This is a genomic window from Turicibacter sp., from assembly GCF_017941855.1.
GTDB classification, from domain to species: Bacteria; Bacillota_I; Bacilli_A; order MOL361; family Turicibacteraceae; genus Turicibacter; species Turicibacter sanguinis.
In genome coordinates, this window is the sequence record NZ_JAGAVR010000101.1 from 1 (window position 1) to 18,095 (window position 18,095).

An 18,095-nucleotide genomic window follows, 5' to 3' on the forward strand; every position below is an offset into this window, starting at 1 on the left:
AGCAAACTACTTGAAACATAATGTATAGCACTCTTAAATTTAAACTTAAATGAACCATTTGGATTTTTCATATCTTCAATTCGAATAAATCTAAATCCTTTAGGATTTAGACGGTATTGTTTTAGCATATTCCTAGAAGATCCATCATCCATATATTCAACAATACAAACTACCTCATTTAATAAATACAGCTCATACTGTTCATCTAACTTTGCATACTTATACCCAAGTCCAACATATTTTTCACCTTCAAAAATTGGATACGGGTATTTTTTTGTTAACTCTGTCCGATATATAAGTTTTTTATCTCCTTTTAAATCATGCTTGTGATACAAATCAAAATACTTTGAAGTTTTTAAGTGATTTGGAAACTTATCCCCAATGACTAGTTCGTTTTCATAAGCATCAAGAGCTGCTATTCCAGCAAGTTTATCGCTTTTAATGCTATTCCAACAATCAGTGATTTTTTCAATGGCATCCTGTGGCATATAATCATCTGAATCAATACATACATTAAGTTCGGTCTCAATTAATTCATAAGCAGTATTATGGGCTCCATGCATCCCCTGATTTTTTTGATAATGATATTGAATTTCTATTTCATTTTCAGTAATCCATTCCTCTACTAATTCTTGAGTATTATCCGTTGAACCATCATCAATAATTAACCAAACAAAATCTTTACACGTCTGTTGTTTCAAACTTTTATAACACTTGGATAGCGTATAAGCTCGATTATATGTTGGTGTAAAAACAGTAATTTTCTTCATCTTCTCCCCCTTAATACGCTAAATAAAATTCTTCTAATACTTTCACATTGGCTGAGGTATCATAACCTTTTTTTATTAGAAATTCTTGGTTATCTTCTCTATTAAAATTCCCATTTAATATTATTTCAGCCCATTTTAAACTTCCTTCAGATAACTCTAAAAATTCAACTTTTTTTGTTATATTTGCTTCTTCCGTTACACCAGTCGACGTAATACATCTTAATCCTGATGCCTGAGCTTCCACTAATACAACTGGTAATCCTTCAAATAATGATGGAAATAAAAATAAATCCATAGCCTGCATCAATTCAGGAATATCATCTCTTAATCCCAAAAATATAACACTATTTGATAATTTAAATTGTCTAACTTTCTCTTCAATCTGTAACTTTAAATATCCATCACCAATCAATAACAAAACAGTATCAGGATTTTTCTGGTTGACTTCCTTAAAGATGTCAATCAGAAACCTATGATTTTTTTGCGGATTAAATCGTCCTACGTGACCAATAACAATTTTATTTGCAATTCCTAATTCATTGCGATATTGCTTTCTTATTGATTCATCGTATTTAAATCGATTTGTATCTACCGCATTATTTAAAATCTTAACCTCTTTATTATATTTTTTTCCAAAAAGCCACTCGCCTGCTCTTTTTGAGCAAGCAAAACGATGAGTGAAACTCGATTTTAAATTTAACCGTCCATACACTCTAAATGGATACTTATAATCAAATTTTAAATCAGCTAAATGACTGTGAGCTATTCGACATGGAACTCCTATTTTATTTGCAGCTTTCAAAACAAACCCACTGTTTTCATTAATATGTGAATGAACAACCTGATATTGATTGTTATCTTTAAAGAATCGTTCTAAATCTTTAAGATATTTTCGATAATTCCCCGGCTTTATCGGTAACATTCGATAAATCTTACCACCTAACTCTTCAATCTCATCATCGTAATCCCCACGTTCCTGACGATGTACCATAAAATCAAACTGTATTTTTGAACGATCAACCTGACGATAATAATTCATTAACATGGTTTCTAATCCACCACGATTCATGATTGTAACAACCTGTAATATCCGCTTTGGCCCCACCTTGATTCTCCTCCTACACGACCTTTCGTAAAAAATTAATAACTTTAATCATCGAATAAGTGGGATATACCCATCGTTTTTTATTAAATAAATAAAATAACTTCCAATGGAATGGAAAACATCTCAGATTAAACTGTTTAAAATCTTCAACTAAATACGATTGATTCAATAATTTTTTCACTTGACCTAATTGTTCTTTCTTTCCTGAACGATTAAATACTTCATTTAATCCTAATCCAAGTACTGATAGACAGCGTCTATTTTTAAGTGCATCTTGATAATCAGAATTCAATTGATATTTTTCGATCAAAAACTCCATATAATCAAATAAACATTTAAACTGCTCTTGTAATCGCGGGTTATATTTATTCGTAATTGAATTTTGATTTTCTTTCCAATAATGGTAATAGGGTTGATTAACAAACATAATTCTTTTTGAAAAATGCATCACTTCCATATTAAATAATCCATCTTCGTTTGAACCAATCTTATTTAAGGATACAAACTTCCCCTCACATTGCTCAATCAGTTCTCTTTTATATAACTTCGCCCAAACGGTTCCCAAAGAATCAAGACTTTGAGATTGATCGAGCTCAAAATCTAATGGACCAAATAATTGTCGGTGTAAAGTTTGTAGTTTTTCTCCCTCGTATAGAACTTTATTTCCTAAATTAAATATTTTAGGTTTTGAATGGGTTTCAAACTCTCGAATATAGCTACACATCACAATATCGCACTCATTTTCTATCGCTTCCCTATACAAAGATTCTGTAGCTGATAACTCTATCCAATCATCACTATCAACAAAAGCAATAAACATTCCTTTTGCATGCATTAAGCCAATATTTCGAGAATCTGAAACTCCTGTATTCTCTTTATCAACAATAACGATCCTTGAATCATTCATCCTGTATTGAGTTAAGATTGATAAGCTATTATCCGTTGATCCATCATTCACACAAATTATTTCAATCTCTTTTAAAGTTTGATTCACTAAACTATCAAGACATCTTGCTAAGTATTTTTCTACATTATAAACAGGAACAATAATACTGATTTTTATCACAATTATTTATCCTCCTATCTGACCTCGATATATTGAACTTGTTTTTTTGACAACATTACGAATATCAAATAAGGCTACTTTTTTCTTATTAATTACATGTTTATACCCTTTGCTTTTAATTTGATAATTAACTAGTTGTGCAAAATACTCTGCACCTTGATCAATATTGATATATGTAATTAATCCTAAATCAACTTCCTTTGTAATTTTATTTGAAATAAAACATGGAACTCCACTTATTTGTGCCTCTACTAAAACTACAGGTAACCCTTCCCACTGAGATGGAAAAATGAAAAAGTCTGATTTAGATAAATACGTACTAACCTTTTTGGTATTACCGATAAAATTTATATGTTTCTGTAATTGATATTTTTGTACTAGCTCTTGTACAGCAGCTTCTTGAGGTCCTTTGCCAATCCAAGTTAAATGATAGCGGGAATCCAACTTCAAAAGTTCTTTCATAATCTCAACAATAAACAAACTATTTTTTTGTTCACAGATTCTTCCAATTGTGATTAAATTAATCTGTTTTGTTTCTTCACTTATTTTTTCATAATTAAAATGATTATCTTTAAATGTATTTAAATCAATTCCATTCCAAATGACGTGAGTTTTTTTAGCTTTAACCACTTTTTCCCCATACATATATGAATTAGCTAAAGTTGAACATCCAACTTTAACATTAGAAAATAAATTAATTAAAACTCTCATTAATAAACGATAAATTTTTATAGGAAAACTTACCTTAGAAGTTATTGCTCCAGCACTATGAGTATTATGTGCATGAGAAATACGAATAGGTACTCGTGCTATAAAAGCAGCTAATAAATTAACTCCATTAAAGAAATCAATATGTGTATGAACGACATCAAATGGCCCCTCGTTTTTTAAAATCTTTATCAACCTAAAAAAGTGCTTAATAATTGGACCTATACCATCTAAATCACTCGTATGAAATACCCTGGCACCTTCTTCTAAAACTTTATCTTCATGAAATTGTTTTCCATCAGATGCAACAGCAAAGTCTATCTCAAATTGTTCTCGATCAATATTATTAAAAATATTTAATACAAAAGCTTCAATTCCTCCTGGAGCTAATCCATGACATACCTCTAATACACGAATCTTTTTTTCGTTACTATTACCCCTCATAATATAATCCTCTATCCTCTAAACTAAAATCTTTTGAAGCTCTCCAACCACTGATTCCACATTATACTTCTCAACTTCTTCGACTGCTTTGACGCCCATCTGATGTACCAACTCAGGGTTATCCATCAGTTTCTCAATACAATTAGCAGTAGTCACGGCATCTCCAACAGGTACTAAGAATCCAGTCTCTCCATCAATCACTAAATCACGAATCCCACGAATATTCGTTCCAATCACAGGTTTGCCACAAGCCATTAACTCCATGATATTTCGTGGTAATCCTTCACGATATGATAATAAAATTCCAATATCGCTAACCCCGATTAATTCTTTAATATCCGTCCGATAGCCAAGCATCTGAATACAGTCTGATAACCCGCGTTTCTCCACCTCAGCAACAACCTCATCAAACAACGATCCTTCACCTGCACAAAGCACCTTAACCGATTTTCCTCTTTGCTTCAATAATTCAACCGCTTGAATCATCTGATGATGATTTTTATTTTTGTTCACCTCTGCAATCATCAAAATCACAAAGTCATCCTTCGCTAAATCATACTTGTACCGATTAAACTTCGCTTCATAATCGCGTAACTGATAATCACTCACCGTAACGCCAACACCATTCACCTTATAAGTTGCTCGAGCTCCGAGTCGTTTTCCACGCTCAAAATCCTCATCATTAATCGTAATCAACTGATCCGTAAACTTTGCCATCACCCACTCAATTGGATAATACATCAGCCACCCGGATAATGAGCCACCTTGATGAAAATGGAATCCATGCACCGTATAAACTGTTTTTAAAGTGTGATATTTGAGTTTTAACAATCTTCCATACAACGCGGCAATCGGAGTATGAACATGCACCGTTTCATACCTATTCTCTTTTTGTATCTTTGATAATTTCCTAAATGCTTTTAAATTCCTTAGATCAAGCGGATTTCTTGTAAATGGAAGATCATAAACTTCCACACCTCGATTAAGCAAGATATCATTCACTTCTTGATCAACACAACAGGCAATATCCACAAGGTATCCTTGATCAAGTAACATCATAATATGGGGAACTAAAAAAGCATTGACCGTTCGACTAACCGTTGTTACATACAATATTTTCTTCATCTTTTTTCCCCTAACCACTTTAGCAGGTACCCCCACCACAGTACAGTAACCATATGTACCCTTTAATACAACACTTCCAGCTCCAACCTTCGTTTGTGGGCCAATTTTTAATCCTTGAATAATTGTGGCTCCACTTCCAATAAAACACCCTTCTTCAAGAGTCACATGACCTGAAATATTACAATTCCATAAAATATCACAATAATCTTTAATCACACTATCATGCCCAATGCCTGTTGACGCGCAAACAATGACGTGATCTCCCAAAATCACATCAACTGTCATCATTACGTGCTGATAAATGATACATCCTTCTCCAATACTCATGAATGGATTTAAATCCACCTTCGGATGAATTAATTTCGCAAACTTCACCCATGGATAAAACTCTTTAATTTTCATGATGATTTTCTTTTTGACTGTATAATTAGCGATAGCACATACCACATAAATCGGCTCTTTATATTGCGTTAAAATATCTAATGGGCCAAGAACAGAGATCCCATTATATTCCGTTCCGACCGCTGTAAAATCATCAATGAAACCTAGTAAATCCCAAGTAGGATGAACACGATTAATTGCCTCAACAATTAGCGTTGCCTCGCGTCCAACACCACCCGCCCCAATAATCAACAGAGGTTTCATTTTATTCTCCCTTTCCCTTAGACGATTCTTCTCTTAAACTTCTCCATCGTGACTTGCCCTTCCTGGCTAATTCCCTCCCGCTTCAATACCTTAATAACGGTCATCCACAGGATTTTTAAATCTAACCCAAAATGACGATGGTCCACATACCAGACATCCAAATTAAAACGTTCCTCCCAAGAAACCAAATTTCGACCGTTCACTTGGGCCCATCCCGTTAATCCAGGTCTGATTTCATGACGTCTAATTTGATGCTCATCATATTCTAGCAAATACTCAACAAGCAGTGGGCGTGGTCCCACAAAACTCATTTCTCCCTTTAAAATATTAAATAACTCTGGAAGTTCATCCAAACTTGTTTGACGGAGAAATTGGCCAAATTTCGTGAGACGCATCTCATCTGATAATGGCTGCCCCTTTTTATCGACCGAGTTACTCATTGTTCGAAATTTATAGATTTTAAAAATTTGATTATCTTTCCCAACACGTTCTTGTACAAAAAATACGGGCCATCCCATCTTAATCCCAACTAAAACAGCGACTAGCAGTATAACAGGCGATAATAAAATAATTAAAACAAGACTCATCACAATATCAAAAACTCTCTTTCGCATCCTTATTCCCCTTTAAATAAAGACTTAATGATTTCGATAACATATTCTTGTTCTTCGATGGTCATCTTCGTATCAGATGGTAAACAAATGCCACGATTGAAAACATCTTCACTCACTGAGTGATTATCATCCATATAATAAGGATAATCTTTAAAAATCGGTTGCAGATGCATTGGCTTCCAAATCGGGCGTGATTCAATATTTTCAGTTTCTAAAGCCAAAATAATATCTAATGGTTTAATCTGACACTCTGCATCTAAAATGGCACAACTTAACCAATAATTTGGTTCCCCGTACTCACGAATTGGCATCATATTAAGTCCTTCAATCTCTTTAAAGGCTTCTTCATATCGTTTGAAGATGGCTTTCTTTTGTTGAATTCGAGTTTCTAAGACTTGTAGTTGCCCTCTTCCAATTCCTGCCAATACGTTACTCATACGGTTATTGTATCCAAGTTCCTTATGTTCATAATGACGAGCGGCTTCGCGCGCTTGAGTTGCCCAAAATCGTGCTTTTTCAACATAAGCCTGATGATTTGAAATCATCATACCACCACCCGATGTTGTAATAATCTTATTGCCATTAAACGAATAAATTCCAATCTCACCGTGTGTTCCTGAAGCTTGGCCTTTGTACGTTGCACCTAATGATTCTGCCGCATCCTCTAAAATTGGAACCCCATGTTCATCACAAATCGCTTTGATTTCATCCATATCAGCACTTTGACCGTATAAATGGACAACCACGACAGCTTTTGGTGTATAATCTTCAAACGCTTTGCGAAGTGCATTTGGTGACATATTCCAAGAATTTATTTCCGAGTCAATAAAAACGGGCGTTGCTCCTTCATAGATAATCGGATTACAACTTGCTGAAAAGGTAAGTGTCGAACAAAACACCACATCACCTGGTGAAACACCAAGGGCTTTTAATCCTAAATGAATGGCTGCTGTCCCAGAAGATAGTGCTGCCGCATGTGAAGTTCCCACTCTATGGGCGAGCTCTTTTTCAAACTCATTAACATTCGGTCCAAGCGGTGCCACCCAGTTCGTTTCAAAGGCTTCAGCTACATAAGCTTGCTCGGCCCCTCCCATATGAGGTGAAGCTAAATAAATCCGTTTCCCCATGTTTATCTCTCCCTAACTAACATCCTCTACGACTAAATTTAACTCTTTCTTAAAATGATGGTCTGGCTCTTTATATGTTGTCACAATTTCTTTCATCATCTCTCTAACCAACTTGTCATCTGAAAGGACACATTTTAATTGATCCAAATGATGTTGCAACCTTTCAAAGCTTTCTACTGGAGGACGGCCAATAAATATTTTCTTATTCGCGGTCTTTAATAGTCCCTCTTCAGATAGCAACAATTCTTCAAACATTTTCTCACCAGGACGAAGCCCTGTATATTTAATATCAATGTCTTTTCCAAGTTCGAGTCCTGACAGACGAATCAATCCTTTAGCTAAATCGACAATTTTAACAGGTTCTCCCATATCTAAAACAAAGACTTCTCCCCCACGAGCCATTGCTCCAGCTTGTAACACCAACTCAACAGCCTCTGGTATTGTCATAAAATAACGAATAATATCAGGATGTGTTACTGTGATAGGGCCACCATTTTCTATCTGACGCTTAAACAATGGAATCACACTCCCATTGCTTCCAAGCACATTTCCAAAACGAACCGCGACATACTCACAACGGCTGTGCTCATTTAAACTTTGAATAATCATTTCCGCTAATCGTTTTGAAGCTCCCATAATATTTGTTGGATTCACAGCCTTATCCGTTGAAATTAACACAAAGCGTGACACCTTAAATTCATGTGCACATTTAGCAACATTTAAGGTTCCAAACACATTATTTTTAATCGCTTCTTGTGGACTAGCTTCCATGAGTGGTACATGTTTATGAGCTGCCGCATGATAGACAATCTGTGGGTGATACTGATTAAAAATTTGTCTGATACGGCTAAAGTCACGAACCGATGCGATGATAACTTTTAAATCTAATCCTTTTCCATACATCGCTTTTAACTCATTTTGAATGTCATACGCTGAATTTTCATAAATATCGACGATAATTAATGTTTTCGGGTTGAAACTAGCAATCTGACGACAAAGTTCAGAACCAATCGAACCGCCACCTCCTGTCACTAGCACCACTTTACCATGAATGAAGTTACTGATTTCTTCAAGGTTTGTTTCGACCGGATCACGTCCAAGTAAATCCTCAATTTCAACATCTCGTATTTTTCGAATATCGACTTCTCCGTTAATTAACTGATACAATCCCGGCATCGTCTTCAATTTACACGGCGTTTTCTGACAAATATCAAGAATCTGCTTCATCTCTTTTCCATTCATCGATGGAATCGAAACCAAGATTTCATCCACGTTCTTCTCTTCTACGACTCGCACGATATCGTGACGCGTTCCAACGACATCCACCCCATGTAACGTGCGACCTTGCTTACTTTTATCATCATCAATAACCCCAACCGGACGTAATTTTACATCCTCATTGATTTGAAGCTCGCGAATCACTGTTGATCCGGCATCTCCTCCGCCGACAATCAATACATTTTTCCACTTTGATTTAGGTTGCAGTTGTAAAGTAAATCGGCGATCGCGTCTTACCACACGATAAGCAAATCGAATCCCTCCAATAAAGAAAACGAGCAGTAAAATATAAAATGGCATTAAAATCACATCAAAATTAATATGCAAGATTGGGTTAATAACAAGAAATAAGATTAATCCCCCAATGACACAGGCCTTTAATACATTTAATAATTCTGAAATACTCGCATATTGCCATAAACTTTTATACAGTTTAAACAAATAAAATAACCCGACTAAACAGATAGAGTAAGGGAGAACACTTTTTAAAAAATCATCTCCAAAATAGATAGGCCAATTGACCCCATATTTAAAACTTAAGATGAGATACGTACTAAGCTGTATTAAACAAACATCAATAAAGATTAAACTCATTTTCCAAACTTGACCTAAATACATTCCTTTTAACACAGTCTCGCTCTTCATCTAACCCCCAACCTCTTTTCAATTCTCTTAATTTATTTTCTTCCAAATGCTTTTTTACCAAATGATTTTCTTCGCATAGGTTCCTCTTGCGTATAAGTATAATATTGATATCCTAAATAACGAGCAGACTCCACTGGTACCATCGTTAAAACGGCTCCAAGTAATCTTGCATTGACCTTTTCTAGATGATTCTTTGCCTGTTTCGTTAGCTCGATTTGCGTTTTTCCCGAAGCTACAACTAATAAGGTTCCATCTGTTTTAGTTGCAAGTAAGGCTGCATCCGTCACAACACCAACCGGTGGCGTATCATAAATCACGACATCATATGTTTCTTTTGCTTTTTCAAAGAAATGATTCATAGCACGTGAACTTAAAAGTTCTACTGAATTAGGCGGAATCGGGCCCGTTGTTAAGACACTTAAATTTTCTTTCACTGCGTGTACCACTTCAGAAATTTCTAAACGACTCGCCACTACATTTGTAAGTCCACGTGAGTTTTGTAAGTCAAAAAACTTATGTAATTTGGGACGACGTAAATCAGCATCGATTAATAAGACTTTTTTCCCTGTTTGAGCATAAGCAACGGCTAAATTAACAGACGTCGTACTCTTTCCTTCTGATGGTCCTGGACTTGTAATCGTCAATGTTTTAATAGTTTCATCTAATCCTGAGAATTGAATATTCGTATATAAGGTTCGATAGGCCTCAGTAGCAGGAGACTTTGGACTAATCAAACTAATAACGTCATTATGCTCGACTTGTTTTCGCTTCATCCTTTTTCCCCTCCATCATTTTTTGTGCTCGATATTTTGAGAGTTCAATATCAGTATTTGGAATGACTCCCATAATTGGAATGCCCAGTTCATCTTCTACTTCTTTTGCTGTTTTAAAGGTTGTATCTAGAACTTCTAATAAAAGGATGATTCCAATTGCTAAAACAACTCCAATCATGCCCCCTATCATAATACTTCGATTTAAATTCATTCCTGATGTCACATACGGGACTCGTGCCTCATCAACGACAGATAAATCAATATCAGACATCATTTTCTTTACCATATCCATTAAAACTTCTGCTGTGATATTAGCAACTTTGGCAGCTGACTCTGCATTTGTATGTGTCACCGATAATTTGACGAGCGATCCATCCCCAGCACTGATACTAATACTTCCTAATGAACCACTACCTACTGCCTCAGCTATTTGTGTTCGCACTGACTGACTATTTAACATGCCAGTAAATGTTGTGATCACATTACTTCCAACAGAAAAATCACGACTACTCGTCGTCAATCCTGTGCTTTTATAGTGCATTAATAAAGTCGTTGACGCTTGATAAACTGGAACATAACTACTATAGGTACGGTATCCCATTAATCCAGCTAACAAACCACCTAATAGGACGATGAGCCACCAACGTTTTTTTAATAAATCAATGTACTCATAGAAATTAATTCCTTTTTCAGCTATTTGCATCTTTTTATCCCCCTATTTCTAAAAATTAAACTTGGTGTGGCTAAATGTTCATTTTATTCATTTCTGTAAAATTTATATCTTATTTTGCCTGTCAGATAGTGTCATATTATCAATAAGAATCATATTTATTGGGATATTCGACGTGTAGTGTAATCTTTTTCACTTGATTAGTTAAAATTCACTATTGTAAATTGTCAAAAAGGGGAATTTAATATTTTTTGGTAAAATATGTAACAATTTATATGTTATCGTAATAAGAAGAAGAATTGATGGAGCTTTTTGTAAAAATAGTTCCTATTACATTCGCCTTGACTTGATTTAATTGCTTTTGACACAGTTTTACTTTTCCTATTTTTGATTTACCTTCCTCTATTAAAAATAAAACCCCACTTGAGTGAGTCGAAAGAATCGTTGCATCATTCACAAAGCACATTGGAGGACTTGTCATTAAAATAACATCATAGTTAGTTTTTAAATGAGATAATAATGAATTCATTTTCATCGAACCGATAACCACATTCGGATGAGGGACTAATGGTCCCGATGGTAACACATGAAGATTATGTTCAATTTCAGTAATGGCTTTTCCTATGGGAATTTCATTTAATAATACATTACTCATCCCCGGTTCTTTGTTCAGTTGAAAAAAGCGATGTAAACGAGGACGGTATAAATCTCCCTCTACAATTAATACGCGCTGACCAATTTTAGCAAACATCAAGCCGAGTTGACTGATGATGGATCCCATTTTTTCATTGAGTTCATACGAGACAAATAAAAATATTTTATGTTTCTCATTTAAAGCACTGTATTGTAAATTCGTACGTAATGTACGATAATATTCCGAAGCATGCCTATATTCTTTAGTTATTTTTTGCGACTTTTTCATCGATTCTTCCTCCAATCAAATTAGTTTTATGTCTATTATTAGAACGATTAAAACTTATCCGAAGTTATATATATGTCAGTCAATCATTAAATAATACTTTATTAAAAAAATATCCAAAAAAAAGCAGACCATTTACTAAGTGGTCTGCTGCTTATTTTTGGTTAGTTAAAGTAATTAAATTGATTTCTGGTGGATTAAACCATCGCTTTTGAAGCCATTTACTAGAGGCACTCGCGCCTAGGCCCGCTGTTGTATATTGGCTATACCCTTCAAATTGTTTTAAACCCATGACGTCTGATTGGTCAGGAAACCATTGTTGACCATCAATATTTGGAATAAAAATAGCGCCATATCCCGGAATCCGAATTTGTCCCCCGTGATAATGACCTACGAGTATCAAATCATAGCCAAGATTTTGAGGGAGTGGCTCATGCCCAAGACCAATAACTACTTTGTCATCGAATTCATCACCTAGCACGGTATTCCATACGTATTGTTTAATCAGTAACTCTTTCCCATTGCGATTAAAAACGTACGGTTCATCTAACATTTCTAAACCATGTTGCCGAATAATTTCCACATCCTCGAATGAATCAATGTTTCCTTTCACAAAAAATTGTGGTGCATCTGACTCAATCCCTTCTAACACATCAAAAAATGGAGTTAAATCAGGATCATGTCGATCGACAACGTCTCCTGTAATGGCAATCATATCAAACGATTGCTTGTTAATGAGTCTTGTGAGAACCCATTGGTCCCGTCCAAAGGTTTTTCCATGTAAATCGCTAAATTGTAAAATTGTAAATCCTTCAAATTCATCTGGTAAGTCTTCAATATAGATGACTTCTTTTCGAACGATTGGAAAAAGATTTAGGAATTCATTAAATAAATAAATCCCCATGATTCCTATACATAAACTACAAACCATCACCTTAAATTCTCCCATTTTCCCCTCCTTTTTTATTAGTCAACTATATTATAAAAAAACAAGTCCTACAAAATTCATAGAAAAGTGCCACTGTTCATTAAAACGCTTTATATTAAAGTTTTTATATTATCGTTTATTCAAATATGATATAATTTAAAGAGTATTTTTGTAAAAAAATAGGGATTTTTACGAAATATTTGAATATGGGATTGGAGAGATAAGTTTTATGAGAAAGCCTGTACGTAAAGCCGTGATTCCCGCTGCCGGATTCGGGACACGTTTCTTACCTGCAACAAAATCACAACCAAAAGAAATGTTACCAATCGTTGATAAGCCAACGATTCAGTACATTATTGAAGAAGCGATTGCTTCAGGAATTGAAGAAATTTTAATTGTCACTAGTTCAACTAAACGTTCAATTGAAGATCACTTTGATAAATCATATGAACTTGAAGATACATTAGCTAAAAAAGGAAAACAAGACATGTTAGAAATGGTTCAAAACATTTCAAATATGGCTCAAATTCATTACATTCGTCAAAAAGAAGCGAAAGGTTTAGGACATGCCATTTTATGTGCTAAAACGTTTATCGGTGATGAACCCTTTGCTGTCCTTTTAGGAGACGATATCGTCGTAAACGAAGAAAACCCAGCAACAGGGCAATTAATTCGTGCCTACGAAAAGAATGGATGCTCAATCATGGGAGTTCAATCCGTTGCGGATGAGGACGTCTCAAAATACGGAATCATGAAACCATCTACTTCATCTAAACCAGATGGACGCTTAGTGAAATTAAGTGGAATGGTTGAAAAACCAAAACAAGAAGAGGCGCCATCTAATTTAGCCGTGATGGGACGCTACGTCTTAACACCTGAAATCTTCGAAATGTTAGAAACGCAAGAACCAGGAGCAGGTGGAGAAATCCAATTAACAGACGCGATTGACCGTTTAATGGACCGCCAAGCGGTTTATGCTTACGACTTCGAAGGAAATCGTTACGATGTCGGAGACAAATTCGGATTCATTAAAGCAACGATCGACTTCGCCTTAAGCCGCGAAGACTTAAAACACCAAGTAGAAGCTTATTTAAAAGAATTAATGGCATAAAAAAATGAGGAACGACAGATGATCGTTCCTCATTTTTTTATTTATTTGTATATCCAAACTTTTCATAAATAGCTGTTTCAGTTTGTAAAACAGTGTCTGATGGTTGATAATTTTCATCTCCATAAATATTTTGGTGTAGTTCTTTAACAATCGTTTGATAGCTATTCATGACATATAACGGGCTATATCCTTTGTAACTAACGCTATGGTTAATATCTGAATATCCATTAGTCGGAATTTGATATTGTTCAATGTTAGCAAGATCTATTTTAAGAGCATCAAGCCCTAAATTAATGATTTCATCTTTTGAAAGATTGGTTTCAATATAAGGAAGTGTCTCATTTAACAGGGTTAATAATTGTGTATATGGTGTCTGTTTCATTTTAGCGAAGATTGCTTTCATCACAGTTGTTTGGCGCTCCATTCTAACGTAATCGCTATCTGCATATCTAATACGCATATAAGCCATGGCTTGCGCACCATTTAAGTTTTGTAATCCTGCCGATTTAATTTGATCACGAGCATATGGAACTTCAGATTCTTTGACATCGATTTCAACCCCACCAACTATATCAACTATTTTTTCAATTGCGTCAAAATTAAATGAGACATAGCGTGTTAAATCTAAATCAAAATTGTAATTGATGGTTTGCATGGCAAGCTTTGCCCCACCATAAGCATAAGCATGATTTAATTTATCAAAATCTTGTATCTCTGCTGGGATATAGATAAGTGTATCACGCTGTAAAGATGTTACAGCCGCACGTTTATTCTCAGTGTCTAAAGATAAAACCTTCATCGCATCACTACGCCCATCCGATCCATCACCATTTTGATCGAGACCAAATACCGCAATATTCACCACTTTTGATTCTTCTTCTTTTTGAATGATTTGCTCGGTAATCCCTGCCTCTTCTTTTGTTATACTCTCCGTCATCACCATCTGATCAAGCGTAGAATTAACGACATAGTTTGCGAATATAAATCCACCACCTATTAAGACCGTCAGTATGCTTAAAATAATCGCCAATGTTATCCCAAATTTTTTCATAAAATCATCCCCTAATTTTTCTATCCATTCCTATTTTATCACAATATTTTACACATTAAGATTGTTTACATTATTTTTTCAAAATTTTAAACGTTTTATAAAATCATTATCACTCTTTAATTCAATTTTAAATACTTTTTTCTAAGAATGGTTGGTGCTAAACATAGGATTACGAATCTAAAATTACAACAAAAATGTTGATCGCCTGTAAATTCGAATGACATTCAATAGTCGACTCATCACATGTGCTAATCTTCTCATAAAATAGTCAAAATAATAATTTAGTTATGAAACCTTTGACTTCAACTGAATACGGCTTTAGTTCTAACTTGTTTAAATGAGATACTGTAAGTCAGTGTAACCTTATTCACTTAACGTCTTCGTCTCAAATCAAGTTTTCTATCAACTAAAAAGATGCTATCACAAACGTGATAACACCTTAACTCTATTTCATCCTCTTTTTAATTAATCTCTAACTTTCTTTAAAAGTTGAAGCTTACGCTTTCTTGCCGTTAACCTAAAAATTAATGATTCACTCAAACAATACTTCTTTACAATCTCATCCCAATCCAAATATGCCTCTACCTTCAAAAGCTCTTCTTTCACATGTTGAGCTCTATGATACCGAATCTCTGGATTAATCGATTCAAACACATTAAAATACCAATCACCGGGTAAGTGGCTCTTTTTATTAAACACCATGACAGTTAGATTAGGACAACCGCATTCCTTACAAATCATCCATAAATTTTTAAGATGGTTGACAGAATCTTTGGCACTAAGTTTAAGGCCTGACTGAGCACAAAGCAAAGAATGATTTAAAATTTCTGCTGTTGGATCGACTAAGTGCCAAAGAATCGTTTCCATAAAAGTAGTACAAATCTCAGCAGGAGTTGGTTTAATAGTCCCCATCTTTTACATTTCCCCCTTCAAAATCTTTCTTAACTTCTTCAGCGCATCTCGAGTACGATTTTTAACTGCGTTCACACTAATCCCTAAATGTTTTGCTGTCTCTTCAACTGAATAATCATTAATATAACGTTCCCTAATAACCTCTTGTTGATTTTTCGTTAAATAACGTAAATAATTTTCCATGATTAAATCATTAATAATGTTCTCACTTTTAGAAAACTCTTCTTCATAAGTTTCTAGAAAGTGATCCTCTGTTAAGCAAATTCGTTCTTGATATTTAGTCATTCTTGTCAGCGATGTCTTCATTCGATTAATAATATAAGAGTAAGCAAAATGATCAAATTCTCCTTTTTCTTCATTATAACGAAGTGAAGCTTCCCAAAGTGCTACCAACCCAATTTGATAAAATTCATCTAAATCCCCTCTAAGATGCAATTTTTTCATTGCCCCATAAACAAGATATAACTTTTCTTCATACCAATGTTCGAATTGCTTTTCCATGATTATTCCCCCTGTTAGGTTTAATTTTTGCCACAAGAAAATTATACCAAACATTGTAACCGTTTTCTAGTTCGTCAAAAAGGCGATGAAATCGCCAAAAAAATTTGATTTCTTTAAAAAACAGCCACACCACGTTCAGAAGCAATTCACAAATCCACACAAGCGTATGGACGATATTGATAACTTAATCCAAAAAAACAGCCAAAAAATTTATCAAATTTTTTTTATTTTTGGCTCATTTTATTACGATTTTAGCCCTTTTTCCTAAATTTAGCCCACTTTTGTCGAAAAATGTTATTATCGATATACCAGAGGGAAGTAAAAATCAACGCAAATTATCCTATCATAAAAGGGCAATTTTCAATACCACTGCATAACTGTTCATTAAATGGAGCAAATGAAGCTTTCCAATCTAAATATTTTCTTGATTTTTTATATAGAGCAAAATCCCCTAGTTTCGAAAGAACTTCCATACATACACATCCAAATATGTTAAGCTGTTAAAAATTCATAAAGAGATTTCCTTATTAAAAATTGGGAGCAGTAACTCCATTCCAAAACAAAATTGTATTTATGAATTTTTTACATCTCACACTCACCATAACAATCTGTCTACTAAAAAAGACTTTAATAAGAAATAATAATCTTTACATCTGGTTAATTTAAAAGATTACTGCTCTACTTTTTATTGACATATATCCTATGAGCCACCAGATTTTTAAAAGCATCCTAAAAATATCCTCAAAACATAACAAAAGGCCGCCAACGGCGACCTTAATATCGATAATCACTTTCACAAAATGGTTCTGAACTGACTGCTAACAGTACAGCCCTCTCACTAAAATCAAAGGCTTCACGCCAAACCTCTGGTGCTAAATAAAGGCCAACTTTTGGATCATTCAACTCATAAACCGTCTCATTACATCGTACCTTTACCGATCCATGCAAACAAATCAGCACTTGCTCGCTCTTATAATACGCATGATTTCCGCGCGTCATCCCTTGCTTGATATCCACCAAATAAAACACTCGCTTCACCTCAAATGGAAAATCATCTCCATCTAGTGGCACCAAACTTCCAAAATAAGATAACTCAAATAAACCATGCCCAACCAACAATCTTGCAATCTTAGCCGCATCATTCGTAAAAGGATTAGTTTCATATCTTGGTTCAAACATCTCAAGATTACGAATAATCCCTTCCATATCTACTCCACCTAAGAATGGCTAGCCCTCGCTCCACCAAATGGTGAACCGTCGCTCGATCCTCAGCCACCGTCTCTCGGCCGATAACCGCACACTTTTTCCTTGCTAGCATTGTCTCGGCTACCATACCAAATAATAGCTACTAACTCTGTATTTATAGTTTACAGAATTAGTAGCTATTTTTATATCCGTGTTATTATTACAGGCTTACCCTTCTTTTGACTATATTCAAAAATAGGTTTCATCCATAAAATTAAATCCATTTTCTATTTTTTTTACGACTAATAGCAAAAAAAAGAGCCTATCTCTCTATGACTATAAAACTTGGTTCTATAATATTTGGTGTTGCTAACTAAGCAGCGCCTTTTTTATAGCATCAAAAAAAAGAGACATCAAGTCTCTATCCTGTTACAATGTTATCGGCTAAAACAATATTGAAAGGATAATTTTTGATGTCTCACTCATATTCTACTAGAAAATTTTTAAATATTAAAGAT

The 18,095-nt window shown here is 34.6% G+C and carries 18 protein-coding genes; 1 reads left to right on the forward strand and 17 read right to left on the reverse strand.

All coding sequences use genetic code 11. The annotated features are described in order from the left end of the window. From J6D32_RS10455 to J6D32_RS10510, 12 genes are all read right to left on the reverse strand, one after another. The coding region (locus J6D32_RS10455) for a glycosyltransferase family 2 protein (protein ID WP_287467661.1) at positions 1-770 on the reverse strand (770 nt) is incomplete at its 3' end. A gap of 10 nt (positions 771-780) precedes the next feature. Then, positions 781-1,875, reverse strand: a complete 1,095-nt coding sequence (locus tag J6D32_RS10460; RefSeq protein WP_287467662.1) for a glycosyltransferase family 1 protein — start codon at positions 1,873-1,875, stop codon at positions 781-783. 13 nt (positions 1,876-1,888) lie between these two features. Next, the gene (locus J6D32_RS10465) at positions 1,889-2,941 is read right to left on the reverse strand and encodes a glycosyltransferase family 2 protein (RefSeq protein WP_155235086.1); all 1,053 of its coding nucleotides are present in this window, start codon (positions 2,939-2,941) and stop codon (positions 1,889-1,891) included. A gap of 6 nt (positions 2,942-2,947) precedes the next feature. Beyond that, positions 2,948-4,093: a glycosyltransferase gene (locus J6D32_RS10470; RefSeq protein ID WP_287467663.1), complete on the reverse strand. Its 1,146-nt coding sequence runs from the start codon at positions 4,091-4,093 to the stop codon at positions 2,948-2,950. A gap of 18 nt (positions 4,094-4,111) precedes the next feature. Next, a complete protein-coding gene (locus J6D32_RS10475; protein ID WP_287467664.1) occupies positions 4,112-5,863 on the reverse strand; it encodes a NeuD/PglB/VioB family sugar acetyltransferase in 1,752 nt (583 codons plus the stop codon). A gap of 17 nt (positions 5,864-5,880) precedes the next feature. Continuing rightward, on the reverse strand, positions 5,881-6,477 hold the full coding sequence (locus tag J6D32_RS10480) for a sugar transferase (protein ID WP_132942991.1): 597 nt from the start codon (positions 6,475-6,477) through the stop codon (positions 5,881-5,883). Positions 6,478-6,479: 2 nt separating this feature from the next. Further along, positions 6,480-7,604, reverse strand: coding sequence for a DegT/DnrJ/EryC1/StrS family aminotransferase (locus tag J6D32_RS10485; RefSeq protein WP_287467665.1), 1,125 nt, complete (start codon positions 7,602-7,604; stop codon positions 6,480-6,482). A gap of 12 nt (positions 7,605-7,616) precedes the next feature. Continuing rightward, on the reverse strand, positions 7,617-9,527 hold the full coding sequence (locus J6D32_RS10490) for a polysaccharide biosynthesis protein (protein ID WP_287467666.1): 1,911 nt from the start codon (positions 9,525-9,527) through the stop codon (positions 7,617-7,619). Between the two features lie 32 nt (positions 9,528-9,559). Next, a complete protein-coding gene (locus J6D32_RS10495; protein ID WP_132942988.1) occupies positions 9,560-10,300 on the reverse strand; it encodes a CpsD/CapB family tyrosine-protein kinase in 741 nt (246 codons plus the stop codon). Further along, entirely contained in the window at positions 10,275-11,003 is a 729-nt protein-coding gene (locus J6D32_RS10500) for a YveK family protein (protein WP_132942987.1), read from the reverse strand. The genes J6D32_RS10495 and J6D32_RS10500 overlap by 26 nt, the downstream gene beginning before the upstream one ends. A gap of 238 nt (positions 11,004-11,241) precedes the next feature. Continuing rightward, positions 11,242-11,892: a CpsD/CapB family tyrosine-protein kinase gene (locus tag J6D32_RS10505; protein ID WP_132942986.1), complete on the reverse strand. Its 651-nt coding sequence runs from the start codon at positions 11,890-11,892 to the stop codon at positions 11,242-11,244. 151 nt (positions 11,893-12,043) lie between these two features. Beyond that, positions 12,044-12,838, reverse strand: a complete 795-nt coding sequence (locus J6D32_RS10510) for a metallophosphoesterase (RefSeq protein ID WP_195218212.1) — start codon at positions 12,836-12,838, stop codon at positions 12,044-12,046. Between the two features lie 208 nt (positions 12,839-13,046). Here J6D32_RS10510 and galU point away from each other — a divergent pair, with 208 nt between their 5' ends. Beyond that, a complete protein-coding gene (gene galU / locus J6D32_RS10515) occupies positions 13,047-13,928 on the forward strand; it encodes a UTP--glucose-1-phosphate uridylyltransferase GalU (protein ID WP_055165004.1) in 882 nt (293 codons plus the stop codon). Between the two features lie 37 nt (positions 13,929-13,965). Here galU and J6D32_RS10520 read toward each other — a convergent pair whose 3' ends face one another. The 5 genes from J6D32_RS10520 to J6D32_RS10540 form a co-directional block, all read right to left on the reverse strand. Continuing rightward, complete coding sequence (locus tag J6D32_RS10520) at positions 13,966-14,979, reverse strand: LCP family protein (RefSeq protein ID WP_287467667.1); 1,014 nt, start codon at positions 14,977-14,979, stop codon at positions 13,966-13,968. A gap of 465 nt (positions 14,980-15,444) precedes the next feature. Further along, the gene (locus J6D32_RS10525; RefSeq protein ID WP_287467668.1) at positions 15,445-15,891 is read right to left on the reverse strand and encodes a hypothetical protein; all 447 of its coding nucleotides are present in this window, start codon (positions 15,889-15,891) and stop codon (positions 15,445-15,447) included. 3 nt (positions 15,892-15,894) lie between these two features. Continuing rightward, positions 15,895-16,392, reverse strand: a complete 498-nt coding sequence (locus tag J6D32_RS10530) for a sigma-70 family RNA polymerase sigma factor (RefSeq protein ID WP_132942981.1) — start codon at positions 16,390-16,392, stop codon at positions 15,895-15,897. A gap of 335 nt (positions 16,393-16,727) precedes the next feature. Continuing rightward, complete coding sequence (locus J6D32_RS10535) at positions 16,728-16,865, reverse strand: hypothetical protein (RefSeq protein ID WP_287467669.1); 138 nt, start codon at positions 16,863-16,865, stop codon at positions 16,728-16,730. A 301-nt stretch (positions 16,866-17,166) separates the two neighbouring features. Then, positions 17,167-17,598 carry a sugar 3,4-ketoisomerase gene (locus tag J6D32_RS10540; protein WP_287467670.1) on the reverse strand — a complete coding sequence of 144 codons (432 nt, stop codon included), beginning with the start codon at positions 17,596-17,598 and terminating at the stop codon, positions 17,167-17,169. Positions 17,599-18,095 lie beyond the last annotated feature (497 nt).